The 16,423-nt window shown below is 66.3% G+C and carries 17 protein-coding genes and 1 tRNA gene; 14 read left to right on the top strand and 4 right to left on the bottom strand.

What is annotated here, in order from left to right; genetic code table 11:
* Positions 1-69: 69 nt before the first annotated feature.
* On the bottom strand, positions 70-588 hold the full coding sequence (locus SPDO_RS02760) for an RBBP9/YdeN family alpha/beta hydrolase (protein WP_245829029.1): 519 nt from the start codon (positions 586-588) through the stop codon (positions 70-72).
* A 304-nt stretch (positions 589-892) separates the two neighbouring features.
* Between SPDO_RS02760 and SPDO_RS02765 the strand changes: the two genes are divergently transcribed.
* The 5 genes from SPDO_RS02765 (at position 893) to proC (ending at position 3,911) form a co-directional block, all read left to right on the top strand.
* Entirely contained in the window at positions 893-1,627 is a 735-nt protein-coding gene (locus SPDO_RS02765; RefSeq protein WP_211279981.1) for a TlyA family RNA methyltransferase, read from the top strand.
* A gap of 119 nt (positions 1,628-1,746) precedes the next feature.
* Positions 1,747-2,268 (top strand): TspO/MBR family protein, encoded by a 522-nt coding sequence (locus SPDO_RS02770; RefSeq protein ID WP_088365886.1) that lies wholly within the window; start codon positions 1,747-1,749, stop codon positions 2,266-2,268.
* A gap of 25 nt (positions 2,269-2,293) precedes the next feature.
* Positions 2,294-2,560 (top strand): accessory factor UbiK family protein, encoded by a 267-nt coding sequence (locus SPDO_RS02775; protein WP_088365887.1) that lies wholly within the window; start codon positions 2,294-2,296, stop codon positions 2,558-2,560.
* Positions 2,561-2,605: 45 nt separating this feature from the next.
* Entirely contained in the window at positions 2,606-3,112 is a 507-nt protein-coding gene (locus SPDO_RS02780; protein WP_088365888.1) for a type III secretion system chaperone family protein, read from the top strand.
* A gap of 4 nt (positions 3,113-3,116) precedes the next feature.
* Positions 3,117-3,911 (top strand): pyrroline-5-carboxylate reductase, encoded by a 795-nt coding sequence (gene proC / locus SPDO_RS02785; protein ID WP_088365889.1) that lies wholly within the window; start codon positions 3,117-3,119, stop codon positions 3,909-3,911.
* A gap of 267 nt (positions 3,912-4,178) precedes the next feature.
* Here the strand turns inward: proC and SPDO_RS02790 are convergent, their stop codons facing one another.
* Positions 4,179-4,688: a MarR family transcriptional regulator gene (locus tag SPDO_RS02790; RefSeq protein ID WP_088365890.1), complete on the bottom strand. Its 510-nt coding sequence runs from the start codon at positions 4,686-4,688 to the stop codon at positions 4,179-4,181.
* Between the two features lie 63 nt (positions 4,689-4,751).
* On the opposite strand from SPDO_RS02790, the gene SPDO_RS02795 reads away from it, so the two are divergent.
* From SPDO_RS02795 to SPDO_RS02835, 9 genes are all read left to right on the top strand, one after another.
* Positions 4,752-5,843, top strand: a complete 1,092-nt coding sequence (locus tag SPDO_RS02795; RefSeq protein ID WP_088365891.1) for a branched-chain amino acid aminotransferase — start codon at positions 4,752-4,754, stop codon at positions 5,841-5,843.
* A 46-nt stretch (positions 5,844-5,889) separates the two neighbouring features.
* Positions 5,890-5,964: transfer RNA gene (locus SPDO_RS02800), tRNA-Gln, on the top strand.
* 210 nt (positions 5,965-6,174) lie between these two features.
* The gene (locus SPDO_RS02805) at positions 6,175-7,047 is read left to right on the top strand and encodes a TorF family putative porin (RefSeq protein ID WP_088365892.1); all 873 of its coding nucleotides are present in this window, start codon (positions 6,175-6,177) and stop codon (positions 7,045-7,047) included.
* A 107-nt stretch (positions 7,048-7,154) separates the two neighbouring features.
* Complete coding sequence (gene kdpF / locus SPDO_RS02810) at positions 7,155-7,244, top strand: K(+)-transporting ATPase subunit F (protein WP_039095929.1); 90 nt, start codon at positions 7,155-7,157, stop codon at positions 7,242-7,244.
* A 13-nt stretch (positions 7,245-7,257) separates the two neighbouring features.
* Positions 7,258-8,961 carry a potassium-transporting ATPase subunit KdpA gene (gene kdpA, locus SPDO_RS02815; RefSeq protein ID WP_088365893.1) on the top strand — a complete coding sequence of 568 codons (1,704 nt, stop codon included), beginning with the start codon at positions 7,258-7,260 and terminating at the stop codon, positions 8,959-8,961.
* A gap of 14 nt (positions 8,962-8,975) precedes the next feature.
* Positions 8,976-11,009, top strand: a complete 2,034-nt coding sequence (gene kdpB, locus SPDO_RS02820; protein WP_088365894.1) for a potassium-transporting ATPase subunit KdpB — start codon at positions 8,976-8,978, stop codon at positions 11,007-11,009.
* Between the two features lie 6 nt (positions 11,010-11,015).
* Positions 11,016-11,624 (top strand): potassium-transporting ATPase subunit KdpC, encoded by a 609-nt coding sequence (kdpC, locus tag SPDO_RS02825; RefSeq protein WP_425441911.1) that lies wholly within the window; start codon positions 11,016-11,018, stop codon positions 11,622-11,624.
* Positions 11,624-14,311 carry a sensor histidine kinase gene (locus SPDO_RS02830; RefSeq protein WP_088365895.1) on the top strand — a complete coding sequence of 896 codons (2,688 nt, stop codon included), beginning with the start codon at positions 11,624-11,626 and terminating at the stop codon, positions 14,309-14,311. The genes kdpC and SPDO_RS02830 overlap by 1 nt, the downstream gene beginning before the upstream one ends.
* Entirely contained in the window at positions 14,311-14,994 is a 684-nt protein-coding gene (locus SPDO_RS02835) for a response regulator transcription factor (RefSeq protein ID WP_088365896.1), read from the top strand. The genes SPDO_RS02830 and SPDO_RS02835 overlap by 1 nt, the downstream gene beginning before the upstream one ends.
* A 68-nt stretch (positions 14,995-15,062) precedes the next feature.
* On the opposite strand, the gene SPDO_RS02840 is transcribed toward SPDO_RS02835, so the two are convergent.
* Both SPDO_RS02840 and SPDO_RS02845 read right to left on the bottom strand, forming a co-directional pair.
* Positions 15,063-15,530, bottom strand: a complete 468-nt coding sequence (locus tag SPDO_RS02840) for a MarR family winged helix-turn-helix transcriptional regulator (RefSeq protein ID WP_088365897.1) — start codon at positions 15,528-15,530, stop codon at positions 15,063-15,065.
* Between the two features lie 78 nt (positions 15,531-15,608).
* Complete coding sequence (locus SPDO_RS02845; protein ID WP_143559563.1) at positions 15,609-16,403, bottom strand: esterase/lipase family protein; 795 nt, start codon at positions 16,401-16,403, stop codon at positions 15,609-15,611.
* Between the last annotated feature and the right edge of the window lie 20 nt (positions 16,404-16,423).

The following is a 16,423-nucleotide window of genomic DNA, read 5'->3' on the forward strand; positions in this document are numbered from 1 at the left end:
CGGACGGTGCGGCGTGGTCATCGGAACGCCATCATGCGCCCGCGGTTCGGATCAGCGATATGGTAGGGCTTACTCTTCTTCCGCAACGGCGGGGCATGCGAGAACAGCGCGGGCGTCAGCCGGTGAGCGCACCTCGCCATGAGCGCCGCCCGTCGCAAAGATGGCGCGTTCGAGAAGCTTTTGGCCGTACGGCCACCAACCAAGCCCGCTAGCCGCATCCACATGGCCGAGCGGGCCTGCGTCGACGAAGTGACTGCCCCATGAGCTGGCAAGACTGCGTGCGCTTTCGAGCTCGATCCACGGATCATTCGCGCTGGCAACCAGAATGGAAGGCAACGGCAGGGGCAGGCGAGTGGCTGGCGCAAACGTGCCCAGCTCTGCCGCGGCGGACGGCCAATCCACGTCCGCGGGAGCAACCGGCAACGTGCCGGCGCCTGGCCAGCCCTGCGGTTGCGGGCTGAGGCTGGCCCACCACGCGATGGCTTGGCAGCAAAGGCTTTGGCCGACAAGGATGACAGGCGCCTTCGCCTGCGCGATCGCCGCGCCCAATTTGGTGATCCAGCTATTGCGGTGTGGCCGATCCCACATGCCAAGGTCGATACGGCGTGTGTCGACCCGGGCCTGCTTCACAATGTCGGCCAGTGAGCGGGGCCTGATCCTCCCAGACCGGGCTCGGTCAATACGCTGGGATCTGGCCGAAGCGAAGACGAGCCATGACCGGCGATCCTCATCATTGGCGAGGGCGCGCTGCCGCTGTTCTAGGGGGCAATCGGCAACGCCACCCCGCCATCTTTATATCTCCTACTACACGAGTAGACGTTTGATGCGTTCCGTTCGGCAGGTGAGTTGAGACCAACTTGCGACGAAGGGTCGCGCGGGCGATAGGAGGACCATGGCGAAGGCGCGTGCAGATCAGATGCTTGTTGATCGTGGCCTGGTGGAGTCGCGTACGCGTGCCCAGGCGCTGATCATGGCCGGGCTGGTGTTCGCCGGCGATCGTAAGGTGGAAAAGCCCGGGCAGTCGCTGCCGGATGACGTGACCATCGACGTTCGCGGACGTGATCACCCCTGGGTATCGCGCGGTGGGATCAAGCTTGACCATGGTCTTCGGCATTTCGGCTGGGACGTCGCGGGGGCGATCGCGATCGATGTCGGTTCGTCGACGGGCGGGTTCACCGATGTGCTGCTGTCGCGCGGAGCGGCCCGGGTTTATGCCGTCGACAGCGGCACCAACCAGCTTGCCTGGAAGCTGCGCCAGGATGAAAGAGTGGTCGTGCACGAGCAGACGAGCGCACGGCTGCTGTCCGCGCAGCATGTGCCGGAACCTATTGACCTGATCGTGTGCGATGCCAGCTTCATCGGCATTGCCAAGGTGCTGGACGTGCCGCTGGACTTCGCCAAACCGCACGCGCGGGTGATGACGCTGGTGAAGCCGCAGTTCGAGGCCGGCCGGGAAGAAGTGGGCAAAGGCGGCGTCGTGCGCGACGAAAAGGTCCGGCAGCGCGTGTGCGATGAAGTGGCACGCTGGTTCGAGGGTAAGGGCTGGCAAGTCGAGGGTGCGGTCGAAAGCCCGATCACCGGGCCGGAAGGTAATGTAGAGTTCCTGCTAGCGGCTGTCCGTTATTGAGCCATCGGTGCAATCGCCGCGTCAATTGACCCGTTTACGCGCCGTGCCGCGCGTGATTATGGCGGCGGGACCGATCAGGAGGGCTTGTGGGGGGCGTTGCGTCTAGAGAGCAGTTGCGGATGTCCTACCTGCGGTGGGCACTGATCTGCGTACCGCTGATACTGCTGCTGGGCTTTCTGTCGGGGCGCAGCGTGCCGGCGGGGGACAACAGCCTGTGGTATCAGTCGCTCAGCAAGCCGGCACTGACCCCGCCTGGGTGGGTGTTTCCGGTCGCCTGGAGCCTGTTGTACATCATGCAGGGCTTTGCCTTGGCCGCGATCCTCAACGCCCGTGGCGCGAGCCTGCGCCGGCTAGCCATCGGCCTGTTCGCGGCGCAATTCGGCCTGAACCTGGCCTGGACTCCGGTGTTCTTCGGCGCGCATCGGATCGATCTGGCCCTGATCACGCTCGTGCTGATGCTGCTGCTGGCGATTGCCACAACCGTTGTATTCAGCCGCATCCGTCCGCGCGCCGCGTGGTTGATGGTCCCGTATATGGTGTGGATCAGCTTCGCCGGCGTGCTCACCTGGCGCATCGGACAATCGAACCCGGATGCGCAGACCCTTGTGCCGAGCGCCCGAACCTCCCAAGTCATTGGCTGATTCTTATTCTCGAAAGGCTTGGCCCATGCAGTCCGAAAACCGGATGTTCGATGATCTGGTGAAACTGGTGAACGGCGCGGCCGGCACCATGGCCGGCGTTGGTCGCGAGGCGCAGGCCGGGGCGCGGGATCGGGCACGCGAGTGGATCGGCGGCCTCGATTTCGTGAGCCGCGAGGAATTTGAGGTGGTGAAGGCCATGGCGATCGCCGCGCGTGACGAAGCGGATGCGCTACGTGCCCGGCTGGACGCGCTGGAAGCGCGCGGCCAGGTCGATCCGTCCACAGCTAACTGAACGCCGCGCTTTGCCCGCGGTGCCTTCCCGTGCGATAAGGCGGTAATGCTCGACGAAGCCGATATCGAATACGAAGCCGAAGCACCGCTCGACATGCTGGAAAGCTATTTTTCGGCCCATGGCTGGTCTTATGACCGCCATGAGGACGAGATCAGCGCGCGCATGAAGGGTAGCTGGACCGAATATGAGCTGCGCGCGCTGTGGCGCGAGGAGGACGGCGTTCTCCAGTTCCTGGCGTTTCCCGACGTCAAGGTAGCGGAGCACGCCCGCCCTGCGATCTACGAGACGATTGGCTTGGTGAACGAGCAACTGTGGCTCGGGCATTTCGAGCTATGGTCCTCGAGCGGCATCCTCTTGTACCGCCACGCGGCACTGGTCGATCAGTCGGAGGACGAGGCGACCTTGTCGCTGGAGGCTGCGCAGCTCCTGATCGACACCGCGATCGACGAATGCGAGCGGTTCTATCCTGTGTTTCAGTTCGTCCTGTGGGGTGGAAAGACGCCGCGCGACGCGATCGCTGCGGCGCTGATCGAGACGCAGGGCGAGGCGTGAGGCGATGACGCAACCCAAATCCTTGTGGCTGGTGGGTGCCGGCAACATGGGCGGTGCCATGCTGCGCGGCTGGATCGCGGCAGGCATGCCGCCGTCCGCAGTGACGGTAATCGATCCCGGCGCTCCGGCTGTACCGGATGGTGTGCGCGTATTACGCGAGCCCGCAGGCGGATCACCCGAGGTGCTCGTGCTCGCGGTCAAGCCGCAGCTGCTCGAGGCCGTGGCGCCCAGCCTTGCCGACGTGCGCCCGGCGCTGCTGCTTTCCATTCTGGCCGGGGTCGAGGAAGCGACGCTGGCGGCGCGGATCCCCGCCGGTTCGGTCGTTCGCGCCATGCCCAACCTGCCGGTGGCGATCGGCAAGGGCGTCACCGCGCTGCACGCCGCCAAATCGACCGCCGCCATGCGCGAGATGGCGCAAGCACTGGTGGCGCCACTAGGCCGCGTCGAGTGGATCGACAGCGAGACGATGTTCGATGCGGTGACGGCGCTGTCCGGCTGCGGACCGGGCTTCGTCTTCCGCTTCATCGATGCGCTGGCAGCGGCCGGTGTGTCGCTCGGGCTTCCGGCGGAACAGGCCGCTCGGCTGGCGCTTGCGACCGTCGAGGGCGCTGCGGCGATGGCGGCGGGGGCAGGGGAAAGCCCTGCCGTCCTGGCCGACCGGGTGGCGAGCCCGGGTGGCTCGACGCGCGAGGGGCTGAACGTGCTCGATCGTGACGACGCGTTGCAGTGCCTGTTGCAGGAAACGCTGGCAGCAAGCCGGCAGCGCAACGTAGAACTGGCCGCGTCGGCGCGGGGCTGAGCAGCCCGGCTAAGGTGCGATCACGCTGGGTGCCCGGCTCGAGAAGTTGGGGAGGGAACCTGTTCGATCTTTCGTGGGCCTGCTTGCCAGTTGCAGCGCTGAGCCGACGCAGCCTGGACAACGGCTCTGGTCGACGGAGCAACTGCCGTCGGATTTCGTGATCGTAATATGCGAAAGCGAGACGTCGCCCTGATGTGGTCGCCTAGAGAGGTGACGTGAAGCGTGCGTCGTGCAACGTAGCTGCGACGCAGGCCCTATTGTAACGCCCTAATCGCCGCGTAGTGCGGCGACGCGGGGGCGTTCTTCATCGGGGACAAGGCCCTCGAGCACGGCCCAAAACCCGCTTACCGCGCCTTGGCCGGCTTCCGAATAAGCGGCGGCGAAGCGTTCACGCAGGGCGTTGTACAGATCGGCCTCAAAAGCCTCGCCAGCGGCTGTCAGGCGGAGCAGGCGCTGGCGACGGTCGCGCTCGCCGGGGCGTGCCTCGACATAGCCGCGATCGGAGAGTTCGCCGAGTACGCGCCCGAGCGACTGCTTTGTGATGCCGAGCAGGGCGAGCAGATCGGACACCGCCATGTCTGGCTTTCGGGCGATGAAATACAAGGCGCGGTGATGTGCCCGGCCCATTCCTTTGCGTGCCAAGCCGCGATCGATCGAGCGCGTGACGTGCGTGCTGCCGAAATACAGCAGTTCGATCCCGCGCCGGATCTCAGGCTCGCGCAGGAAAAGCGGGGATGCGGAGGAGGGAGTGGCAGCCATGTTGACCGGCATTGCCATCCGCCCTACCCGATCGCAACCCTCTCAACGGCGCGGCTGGTCGCGCCTTTCAGGAGCCTTCGCTTGTCCACCCCCGCGACGTTCGCATTTGAGCCAAATTCCGCCCCGGTGCCGGCAACCGAGCGGGCGGGCCGGATTGCGGATCCGGCGTTCGGGCGCGTGTTCACCGACCATATGGCACTGGTGCGCTGGTCGGAGGACAAGGGCTGGCACGATGCGAAGATCACCGCTCGCACGACGCTGACGGTCGATCCGGCGACGGCCGTGCTGCATTACGCGCAGGAGATCTTCGAGGGGCTGAAGGCGTATCGTCATGACGATGGCAGCGTGGCGCTGTTCCGTCCGCGTGCCAATGCGGCGCGGTTTCGCGATTCGGCGCGGCGCATGGCGATGCCCGAACTGCCCGACGACCTGTTCATCGGCTCGATCGAGGCGCTCGTGAAGGCCGATGCCGACTGGTTTCCCGCAGTGGAGGGCGGCTCGCTGTATCTGCGGCCGTTCATGATCGCCAGCGAAGTGTTTCTGGGCGTGAAGCCGGCCGGCGAATATCTCTACATGGTGCTGGCTTCGTCGGCAGGATCCTACTGGAAGGGCGGTGTGCGGCCCGTTTCGCTGTGGGTGAGCCACGATTATTCGCGCGCAGCGCCGGGCGGCACCGGAGCGGCGAAGTGCGGGGGCAATTACGCGACCAGCCTGGTGGCGCAGCAGGAGGCGATCCGCCGCGGCTGTGACCAGGTGGTCTTCCTCGATGCCACGGAGCGCAAGTGGATCGAAGAGTTGGGGGGCATGAACATCTTCTTCGTGTTCGACGACGGATCGATCCAGACGCCGCCGCTGACGGGCACGATCCTGCCGGGCATTACGCGCGATTCGATCCTGACGCTGGCGCGCGACGCCGGACTGACGGTGCGCGAGGAACTGTATTCGATCGAGCAGTGGCGCGCCGATGCCGAAAGCGGCCGCCTGACCGAAAGCTTCGCCTGCGGCACTGCCGCGGTCGTGACGCCGATCGGCAAGGTCGCCGGACCGGATTACGCCTTCACCATCGGCAGCGGCGGAACCGGCCAGACGACCCAGCGCTTTCTGGACGGGCTGAACGCCGTGCAGCGTGGCCGTGCGCCCGATCCGCACAATTGGCTGCATCCGATCGTTTGAGGTGATTGCACTTCGCGCCGGCTCGTTATAGGTCCGCGCGCTCTGCTGGGGCGTCGCCAAGCGGTAAGGCACCGGTTTTTGGTACCGGCATTCGCAGGTTCGAATCCTGCCGCCCCAGCCAGCGTTCATGACAGGATTGTGTGTGCACCCGGCGAGCCTAGTGGGCGCGCCGGATGTGGCTGTCGCGCGCAGGGTTTGCCGCAGCGCAAATGCTATGCGCGCTATATGCGATTGACGGGAATCGCGCTCGAATTGCTACGCCGCAGACGCCTAATCGCTCGTCCCTGACGGCTCCCTCGTATCTCGACGGCGCCCAGGCACGAGGGACAACATGACGTGTTCTAGGTATACTGCATTTGCTGCACTTCTGGCGTTGCCGGGTGCGGCGCAGGCGCAAGCGCTTTCTGGCGAAGGGGAGGCGCAAACGGGTACGCCGCCCGCCACCATCACGGTCAGCGGCAGTGCGGGGATCGTTAGTGATTACCGTTTCCGCGGCGTCTCGCAATCGGATCGCGACATGGCGGTGCAGGGCGGGATCACGGCCAGCCATGCAAGCGGGGCTTACGCCGGGGTCTGGGCCTCTAACCTGGCCGGCTGGGGCACGTTCGGTGGCGCGAACATGGAGCTGGATCTGATTGCCGGCTACAAGGCGGCGCTCGCCAACAACGCCGCCCTCGATGTCGGGCTTACCTGGTACATGTATCCGGGAGGGGCAGCCAAGACCGACTTTGCCGAGCCGTATGCGAAGCTGACCGGCACTGCCGGCCCGGCCACGCTGACCGCTGGCGCCGCCTATGCGCCGAGGCAGCAGGCGCTTGGCCGATGGTATCGCACCGGGGCTGATGCCGCGGCGGGCGTGTACACCGACAAAGGTGCCAAGGACGACAATCTGTACCTCTGGGGCGATGCAGCGCTTGCCATTGACCAGACCCCATTCACGGCAAAGGCCCATATCGGGCACAGCAGCGGGCAGAACGGCCTAGCGCCGAACGCGACAGCCTTAACGCCGACCGGCAGTTACTGGGATTGGTCGCTGGGCGTGGACGCGCGCTGGCGCAGCGTGACGCTGGGGCTTTCCTACGTCGATACTGACATCGGCAAACGCGAGTCGGCGTACCTCCAGCCTAGCTTCAGCAAGGGGCAGGACGGCCGCGGCAGCATCGCCGACGGCACGCTGGTCGTCGCCCTGACCGCCGCATTCTGACCGGAGCCAGACCATGCATGACCTGCTGTGCATCTTTGCCATTCTCGGGCTGCTGGCGGCGACGCTCGCCTATGCTCGACTGTGCGACCAATCGTGAGGACGCGATCATGACGCTCGATCTCTGGCTTGCGGCGATCACCGCATTGGGCCTTCTCCTGTATCTCGTGGCGGTGCTGATCCGCCCCGAGCGTTTCTGAAAGGAGCGCTGTCGTGACCATCGCTGGATGGGCTCTGATCCTGAGCTTCGTTGGCGTTCTCCTGGCGCTGACCAAGCCGGTCGGACTGTGGCTGTTTGCACTATATGAGGGTCGGCGTACGCCGCTCCATCACGTGCTAGGCCCGGTCGAGAACGGCTTTTATCGGCTGGCCGGGATCGATCCGGCCGCTCAGCAGGGTTGGCGGCGGTATGCCGTGCACATGCTGCTGTTCAATACCGCGCTGCTAGCGCTCACCTATGTTGTGCTGCGGCTGCAAGGCGTGCTGCCGGGTAACCCGCAAGGGCTGGCCGGCCTGTCGCCCGACCTCGCATTCAACACAGCGGTGAGCTTCACCACCAACACCAACTGGCAGAGCTATGGCGGTGAGGGGACAATGTCGAACCTCAGCCAGATGCTGGGGCTGACGATCCAGAACTTCCTGTCCGCAGCGACGGGCATCGCGCTGGCTTTCGCGCTCTTCCGCGGCTTTGCCCGTCGAGAGGCAGCCGCGGTAGGCAACTTCTGGGCGGACGTGACGCGGATCACCTTGTACCTGTTGCTGCCACTCTGCGTCGTTCTGACGCTGTTCTACATCGCCGGCGGGGTGCCGCAGACGCTGGGCGGCGTGGTGGACGTGACCACGCTCGAAGGAGCGCGCAAGACCATCCTGCTCGGCCCCGTCGCCAGCCAGGAAGCGATCAAGATGCTGGGCACCAACGGCGGCGGCTTTTTCAACGCCAACAGCGCGCACCCGTTCGAGAACCCGACGGCGCTGACGAACTTCATCCAGATGCTGTCGATATTCGTGATCGGGTTCGGCCTGACGTGGACGTTCGGCCGGGCGGTGGGCAACACGCGGCAGGGCTGGGCGATCCTTGCCGCCATGGTGATCCTGTTTTTGGCGGGGGTGAGCGTCGCCTATGCGCAGGAAGCGGCGGGCAATCCCGTGCTGCATCAGCTTGGCGTGGCCGGGGGTAACATGGAGGGCAAGGAGGCTCGCTTCGGCATTGCCGCGAGTGCGCTCTTCTCGGTCATCACCACGGCGGCCTCTTGTGGCGCGGTAAACGCCATGCACGACAGCTTCACCGCGCTTGGCGGCATGATCCCGATGCTCAACATCCAGCTTGGCGAGGTGGTGATCGGCGGGGTCGGCGCAGGGATCTACGGCTTTCTCCTGTTCGCCATTCTGGCGGTGTTCGTCGCCGGGCTAATGGTTGGCCGCACGCCCGAATATGTCGGGAAGAAGATCGAGGCGCGCGAGGTGAAGCTGGCGGTGCTCGCCATTGCCGTGCTTCCGCTGATAATCCTCGGGTTCACGGCGCTGTCGTCGATGCTCGCGCCCGGCCTGGCAGGACCGCTCAACAAGGGGCCGCATGGCTTTTCGGAGATCCTCTACGCCTTCTCCAGCGCCGTGGGGAACAATGGCTCCGCCTTTGCCGGGCTGACCGCAAACACCCCCTATTACAATGCGTTGCTCGGCATCGCGATGTGGCTGGGCCGGTTCTTCGTCATCGTGCCAATGCTGGCGATCGCCGGCAGCCTGGCGGCGAAGAAGCATGTGCCCGAGAGCGCCGGGTCTTTCCCGACCACGGGTGGGCTGTGGGTCGGCATGCTGATCGGCATCATCCTGATCCTGGGTGGTCTCACCTTTCTGCCAAGCCTCGCGCTCGGTCCGATCGCCGATCATCTCGCGATGATCCGCGGCCAGCTGTTCTGACAAAGGGCGCCATTATGGCCAACAATTCCGCCAAAAGCCTGTTCACGGCCGATTTGATCGTGCCGGCGGTCAAGGCATCTTTCCTGAAGCTTGACCCGCGCGCGCTGGTCAAAAATCCGGTGATGTTCGTCACGGCCGCCGTCGCGGCGCTGATGAGTGTGTTGCTCGTCATCGGACAGGACGATCTTTCCACCGGCTTCAAGCTGCACCTGGTGGTGTGGCTCTGGCTCACCGTTCTGTTCGGCACGTTCGCCGAGGCGCTCGCTGAAGGGCGGGGCAAGGCGCAGGCGGCGTCGCTGCGTGCTGCCAAGGCGGAACTCACCGCGAAGCGGCTGACGGGCGAAGGGCAACGCTACGACGACGTGCCGGCCAGCCAGCTGAAGATCGGCGACGTGGTGCTGGTCGAAACGGACGATCTGATCCCGTCCGACGGCGAGGTCGTGGCTGGTGTCGCCTCGGTCAACGAGGCGGCGATTACCGGTGAGAGCGCGCCGGTGATCCGCGAGGCGGGCGGCGATCGCTCGGCGGTGACGGCAGGTACGCGCGTCATCTCCGATTCAATCCGTGTCCGCGTGACGGTGGAGCCCGGCAAGGGCTTCCTCGATCGCATGATCGCGCTGGTCGAGGGAGCCGAGCGACAGAAGACTCCCAATGAGATCGCGTTGACGCTGCTGCTGGTAGGGCTGACGATCATCTTCCTGATCGCAGTCGGCACGATCCCGGCGTTTGCGGCTTATGCCGGCGGCAGCATTCCGGTGGCGATCCTCGCGGCGTTGCTGATCACGCTGATCCCCACCACCATCGCCGCGCTGCTGTCGGCGATCGGCATTGCGGGCATGGACCGCCTGGTGCGGTTCAACGTGTTGGCGAAATCGGGTCGTGCGGTGGAGGCGGCTGGCGATGTCGACGTGCTTCTGCTCGACAAGACGGGTACGATAACGGTCGGCGACCGGCAGGCGAGCGAGTTTCGCAGCGTCGGCGGCGCAAGCGAGATCGAACTGGCGGAAGCGGCGTTGCTGGCGAGCCTCTCCGACGAGACTCCCGAGGGGCGGTCGATCGTGGCGCTCGCGCGGGAGGCGTTCGACCTGCAGCGTGAGATGCCGAGCGATGCGGAAGTGATCCCCTTTACCGCGCAGACTCGCGTCTCCGGCATACGAACCGGTGAAACGCTGATCCAGAAGGGCGCGGTAGATTCGATCCTGAAGGCCAATGCCGCGGCGGATCAAACCGCTGCCGCGACGGAGCTTCGGCGGATCACCGACGAGATTGGGCGCGCGGGTGGCACCCCGCTTGCAGTGGCGAAGAACGGGCAGCTGCTGGGTGCGATCTTCCTCAAGGACGTGGTGAAGGCGGGTATCCGCGAGCGGTTCGGCGAGTTGCGCCAGATGGGCATTCGCACGGTCATGATCACCGGCGACAATCCGCTGACCGCCGCAGCCATCGCGGCCGAGGCGGGGGTGGACGATTTCCTCGCTCAGGCGACGCCGGAGGACAAGCTGGCGCTGATCCGTACGGAGCAGACCGGCGGCCGCCTAGTGGCGATGTGCGGGGATGGCACCAACGATGCGCCCGCGCTGGCGCAGGCCGACGTCGGCGTTGCCATGAACACCGGCACGCAGGCCGCGCGCGAGGCCGGCAACATGGTCGACCTCGACAGCGACCCGACCAAGCTGATCGAGGTGGTCGGCCTGGGCAAGCAATTGCTGATGACGCGCGGGGCACTCACCACCTTTTCGGTCGCAAACGACGTGGCGAAATATTTCGCGATCATCCCGGCCATGTTTGTGGCGCTTTATCCGGGGCTTGGCGTGCTGAACGTCATGCACCTCGCCACGCCGCAATCGGCGATCCTGAGCGCAATCATCTTCAACGCGCTCATCATTCCGCTGCTGGTGCCGCTGGCGCTGAAAGGCGTGACCTATCGCCCGATGGCAGCGGGGCCGCTGCTGGCACGCAATCTCGCGATCTATGGCCTGGGCGGCCTGATCGCACCGTTTATCGGCATCAAGGCGATCGACCTGTTGGTCGGCGGCCTCGGTCTGGCGTAAGGACAGATGACCATGAGCAAGACCAACATTGGCCAGGAGCTATCCTCCGCGGTGCGACCGGCGATCGTCATGACGATCCTGTTCGCTGCGCTGCTGGGGATCGTCTATCCGCTGGCGATGACGGGCATCGGACAGGCGCTGTTCCCGGCGCAGGCGAACGGAAGCCTGGTGCGTGATGCCGCTGGCCGGGTAATCGGGTCAACGGTGGTGGGGCAGGCGTTCACCAGCGAGCGCTATTTCCAGACCCGACCGTCTGCGGCGGGCGAGGGCTATGACGGGCTTGCCTCGTCCGGGTCCAACCTTGGCCCCGCATCGCGCGTTCTGGCCGAGCGTGTGGCGGCGGACGTGGCCAAGCGGCGGAGCGAGGGGGTGCGCGGCGCGGTGCCGGCGGATCTTGTTACCGCAAGCGGCTCTGGGCTCGATCCCGACCTGTCGCCGGAAGCGGCGCGGGCGCAGGCCCCGCGGGTCGCCACGGCGCGACGGCTTTCGGTGGGGCAGGTGCGGGCGTTGATCGATGCGCATGTTGAAGCGCCGCTGCTGGGCGCGCCGCACGTGAATGTGCTGGCACTCAACCGGGCGCTTGACGGCCTGTCTCCGGAGGTTTTCGGCCGCTAATGGCGAATTCCGGCCTATCTTCATCCGGGCGTCGGCCAGATCCCGACGCCCTTCTGCGCCAGGCCGCGCAGGAGGGGCGCGGCCGGTTCAAGATCTTCCTCGGGGCGGCGCCCGGCGTCGGCAAAACGTATGAAATGCTGGCCGAGGGCGCGGCGCGGCGACGCGACGGCGTGGACGTGGTGGTCGGCATCGTCGAAACGCATGGCCGGGCGGAGACCGAGGCGCTGACGCGGGGCATGGAAATCATCGCGCGCCAGGCGTGCGCCTATGAAGGGCGCACGCTGCACGAGATGGATCTCGACGCGATCCTGGAGCGGGCACCGCGGCTGGTGCTGGTGGACGAGTTGGCGCACACGAACGCGCCCGGGAGCCGCCATCCCAAACGTTTCCAGGATGTCGAGGAGCTGCTGGCGGCGGGGATCGACGTTTACTCCACCGTGAACATCCAGCACGTCGAGAGCCTGAACGACGTGGTGGCGAGCTTTACCCGCATCCGCGTGCGCGAAACGGTGCCCGACCGCATCCTCGAGATGGCCGAGATCGAGGTCGTAGACATCCCGCCCGATGAGCTGATCGAGCGGCTGAAGGCCGGCAAGGTCTATTTGCCGCAGGAAGCGACGCGCGCGCTTGGCCATTTCTTTTCCAAGTCGAACCTGTCGGCGCTGCGCGAACTGGCGCTGCGCCGCGCGGCGCAGGCGGTCGATGCGCGAATGCTGGAGGATGTGCGCGCGCTGGGGCTGGGCGGAACCTGGGCGGGCAGCGAGCGGATCGTGGTGGCGATCAACGAGCTGCCGGGCGCGGAGCCGCTGGTACGCGCGGCAAAGCGGGTCGCCGACGGCCTGCGCGCGCCATGGACGGCCGTGTTCATCGAGACGCCCCGCGCCGCCGGCTTCACGCCGGCGGAGCACCAGCGCGTCGCCACCGCGATGACGCTCGCCACCCAGCTTGGCGCAGCGGTGGCCAGCGTGCCGGCGACCAACGTGATCGACGGCATCAAGGGATTTCTGGCCGAAGCGCGCGCGACGCAGCTTATCCTTGGCAAATCACGCCGCTCGCGCTGGTTCGAACTGCGCCACGGATCGGTCGTCGACCGGCTGGTGCGCGAAACGCCGGGCGTCACCGTGCATGTGCTGCCGATGGTCGAGGAAGCGCCACCGCTGCCGAGCGGCCGCCGCCCGCGAACCGATCCGGGAACGACGCTGGGCTATGCCGCGGCGAGCGGGATGGTGGCGGCGGTGACGGCGTTCGCCAGCGCGCTGTTTCATGTGCTGGACCTTGGCAACGTCGGCATGTTGTATCTGCTGCCGGTGATGGCAGCCGCGAGCCTTTATGGCCTGCGCACCGGGCTGTTCACCGGCATTCTGTCGACGCTGGCATACAATTTCGTCTTTCTGCCGCCGGTCGGCACGCTGAGCATCAGCAATCCCGAGAATGTCGTATCGGTATTCGTGCTGCTGGCCGTCGCGTTTGCAACGAGCCAGTTGACCGCGCGGGTGCGCGCGCAGGCGGATCTTGCCGCTGCCAGTGCGCGCAGCAATGCCATTCTGGCCGGCTTCCTGCGCGAGACCGGCAGCGTGAACGACGAACAACAAGCGGCGGAGATGATCTGTGCCGACGTGCGCCGGCTGTTCGACGTGCAGGTGGCGCTGCTGAAGCCGCAGGCGGGCGCCGGGCTGGCGGTGCAGGCTGCCACCGGCCCGGAGTATCGGGTCGACATCATGGACATGGCGGCGGCGACCTGGGCGTTCGACAATGGGGTCGCGGCGGGCAAGGGATCGGGCACGCTGACCGCTTCAGAGTGGCTGTTCCATCCGCTGACGGCGGGCGACCGCGTTTTGGCGGTGCTGGGTGTGGCGCGCGACACTGGCGGCGATCCGATCAGGGCCGATCAGCTGCCGCTGCTTACCGCGCTGATCGACCAGGCGGCGCTGGTGCTGGAGCGGCTGCGGCTGGAGGCGGAGATCCGCGACGTGGATGCGGTACGCACGCGCGACAAGTTGCGCGCGGCGCTGCTTTCCTCGGTCAGTCACGACCTGCGCACGCCACTTACTGCCGTGATCGCCGCGGCGAACGAGCTGGAGCATGGCGCGACGCCGACGCTGATCGCGACGATCAAGGGGGAGGCCGCCAGGCTGAACCGTTTCGTCGCCAACCTGCTCGACATGACGCGGGTGGAGGCGGGGGCGCTGAAGCTCAACATCGAGGCGATCGACCTTAGCGATGCGGTGACCAGCGCGTCGCACGACGCGCGGCGGGCGCTGGAAGGGCACCATCTGCGGCTCGACGTGCCGCCCGACCTGCCGCTGATCCGGGCCGATCCGCAGCTTCTTCACCATTGCCTGCTCAACCTGCTGGACAATGCCGGCCTGTATGGCGACCCCGGTAGCGAGGTCGTGATCGAGGGGCGCCATCGCTATGGCGAGATCCGGTTGGCGGTGCTGGACCACGGCCCCGGCCTGCCGCCCGGCCGCGAAGCGGAGGTTTTCGAGACGTTTCGCCGGTTGGAAGGCTCCGATCGCGCGGTCGGCGGTACGGGCCTCGGCCTTGCCGTTGTGAAGGCCTTTGCCGAGGCGATGGGCCTTTCGGTGGAGGCGGCCAATCGACCCGATGGCAGCGGCGCGGCATTCGCCCTGATCTTTCCGTCATCACTGGTCGTGCGGGAAGCAGCGCCCGAGGGCGTCACCTGATGGCGGCCAAGATCCTGCTGGTGGATGACGAGCCCGCCATTCGGCGCCTGCTACGCAACACGCTGGAGCGGGCGGGGCATGAGGTGATCGAAGCGGCAAACGCACGCGATGCGTTGGCGGCGGCATCGGCCGTTCAGCCGGATGCGGTGCTGCTGGACCTCGGCTTGCCCGATCGTGATGGTCTGGCACTGATCCCGCTGCTGCGGCGCGATGCCGATACGCGCATCCTGATCATCTCGGCGCGCGAGGCAACGGAGGAGAAGGTCGCCGCGCTCGACCTTGGCGCGGACGATTTCGTCACCAAGCCGTTCGACACCGACGAATTGCTGGCGCGGCTGCGCGTGGCGCTGCGCCATCATGGCGGCGCTGCGGCGGCCAAGCTCGTCTGTACCGGTGATTTGCGGATCGACCTTGACCGTCGGTTAGTGTCGCGTGCCGCCGCGGAACTCCACCTGACGCGCAAGGAGCATGACGTCCTGGCGATGCTGGCGCGGCACGTCGGCCGGGTGGTGACGCACGAGAAGCTGATCGCTGCTGCGTGGCGCGGCGATGAGGATCCGCGCATCGACTATCTGCGCATCGTGATCCGCAACCTGCGCCAGAAGGTGGAGGCGCCGGGGCCGATCGGGAGCGTGATCGGCAGCGAACTGGGGGTCGGCTATCGCTTGCGGGCGGATGTCTGAAGCGCGCAGGTGAAGGCGGCGAGGTCGCTGGCGAGCCTTTTCCCGCCTTCGAGAGAGCGAACTAGCGGCTATTTCGCGTTCTCAGCGGCGCGGGTGGCACCGTGCTGCGCCAGGCCGTCGACCAGATCGCGCAAGCCAGCGCGCAATGCATCAATGCCGGCCGGATCCTTGCCGTTCATCAACGTTTCGGGAACGCGGATCGCGCGTTCGCGCAGCGCCATTCCCTCGGCGGTCAAGCGGATCAGCACGCGACGTTCGTCGCTGGGATCGCGCCGGCGCGTGACCAATCCGGCGGTTTCCAGTCGCTTGAGCAAGGGCGTGAGCGTGCCGCTGTCGAGATACAGACGCGCGCCGAGCGCCCCGACCGATTGCGGCTGCTCTTCCCACAAGACCAGCATGACGAGATATTGCGGATAGGTGAGGCCGAGCGGCGAGAGCACCGGGCCGTAGAGGCGGTTGATCAGATTGCTGGCGGCATAGAGCGGGAAGCAAATCTGCCGATCAAGCAGCAGGGGATCGTCGTCATCGGCGTTCATCGGCGGCTTTATCGCCCATTCCGAGCGCTTTGGCGATATGGCACACCCACGATACTGCCTGAGCGGCGGCGTATCCGCTCAGCCATGTCCCGAACTGGGGTAAACCATGGCGCGAACGGCGCCGCGGCGATCGAAGCGGGTCCATTCGCCTTCGGGCTGCGCCAAGCGATCGGCGATCGCATACAGCACCGCGGGGTTCACGGGCAGGCCGAAATGGCTGCCGAACACCTCGATATTGTCGGTGGCGACGCCATGTTGCTCGACGCAATTGCCCCAGGGCACGACCCCGTCGTCGCGGCTCCAGATGGCGGTGGAGGGCACAGGCAGTGGCGTGTCGCCATCGCGCAGATAGGCAAGCGAAAGATCGTCGTCGACCTTGTGCCCGCTGATCCATTCGTAGAGGCGCCACACGCGCGTGTCCTTCGGCGTGCCGGCAAAGGGCGCGCCGAGCGTGATCACCTGACGGATCCGTGACGGGGCACGGCGGCAGATCGCGCGCGCCATGATGCCGCCGAGGCTCCAGCCAATCAGGCTGATCGGGCGGTGCTGGCGATCGTGGATCGCCGCGATCCGGGCGAGCAGCTTCTCGCCCTCCTCGCCGACCGAACGTGGGCCGTGATTGCGACCGAGATCCCAGCCATGCGCATCATAGCCGAGATGGTGGAGATAGGTGCGCAGCACGCGCGTGGCGCTGTCCGAGGCGTTGAAGCCGGGGATCACGAGCACCGAATGGCCATCGCCGCGCGGCGCCATGGCGAGCGCAGGTGCCGCCCAGGGCAGCATGCCGAACTCCGCCAGCGCACGCGGCAGCTCGGTGAGCCCCAGCAGGGCGGAAGGCCGCTTGCCCGACCGTCGTGCGCCAAAAACGTTCATGCGCGTTCACCCACTGCCAT

It is taken from the genome of Sphingomonas dokdonensis, assembly GCF_002197685.1.
In the GTDB taxonomy this organism is placed as follows: domain Bacteria; phylum Pseudomonadota; class Alphaproteobacteria; order Sphingomonadales; family Sphingomonadaceae; genus Sphingomonas; species Sphingomonas dokdonensis.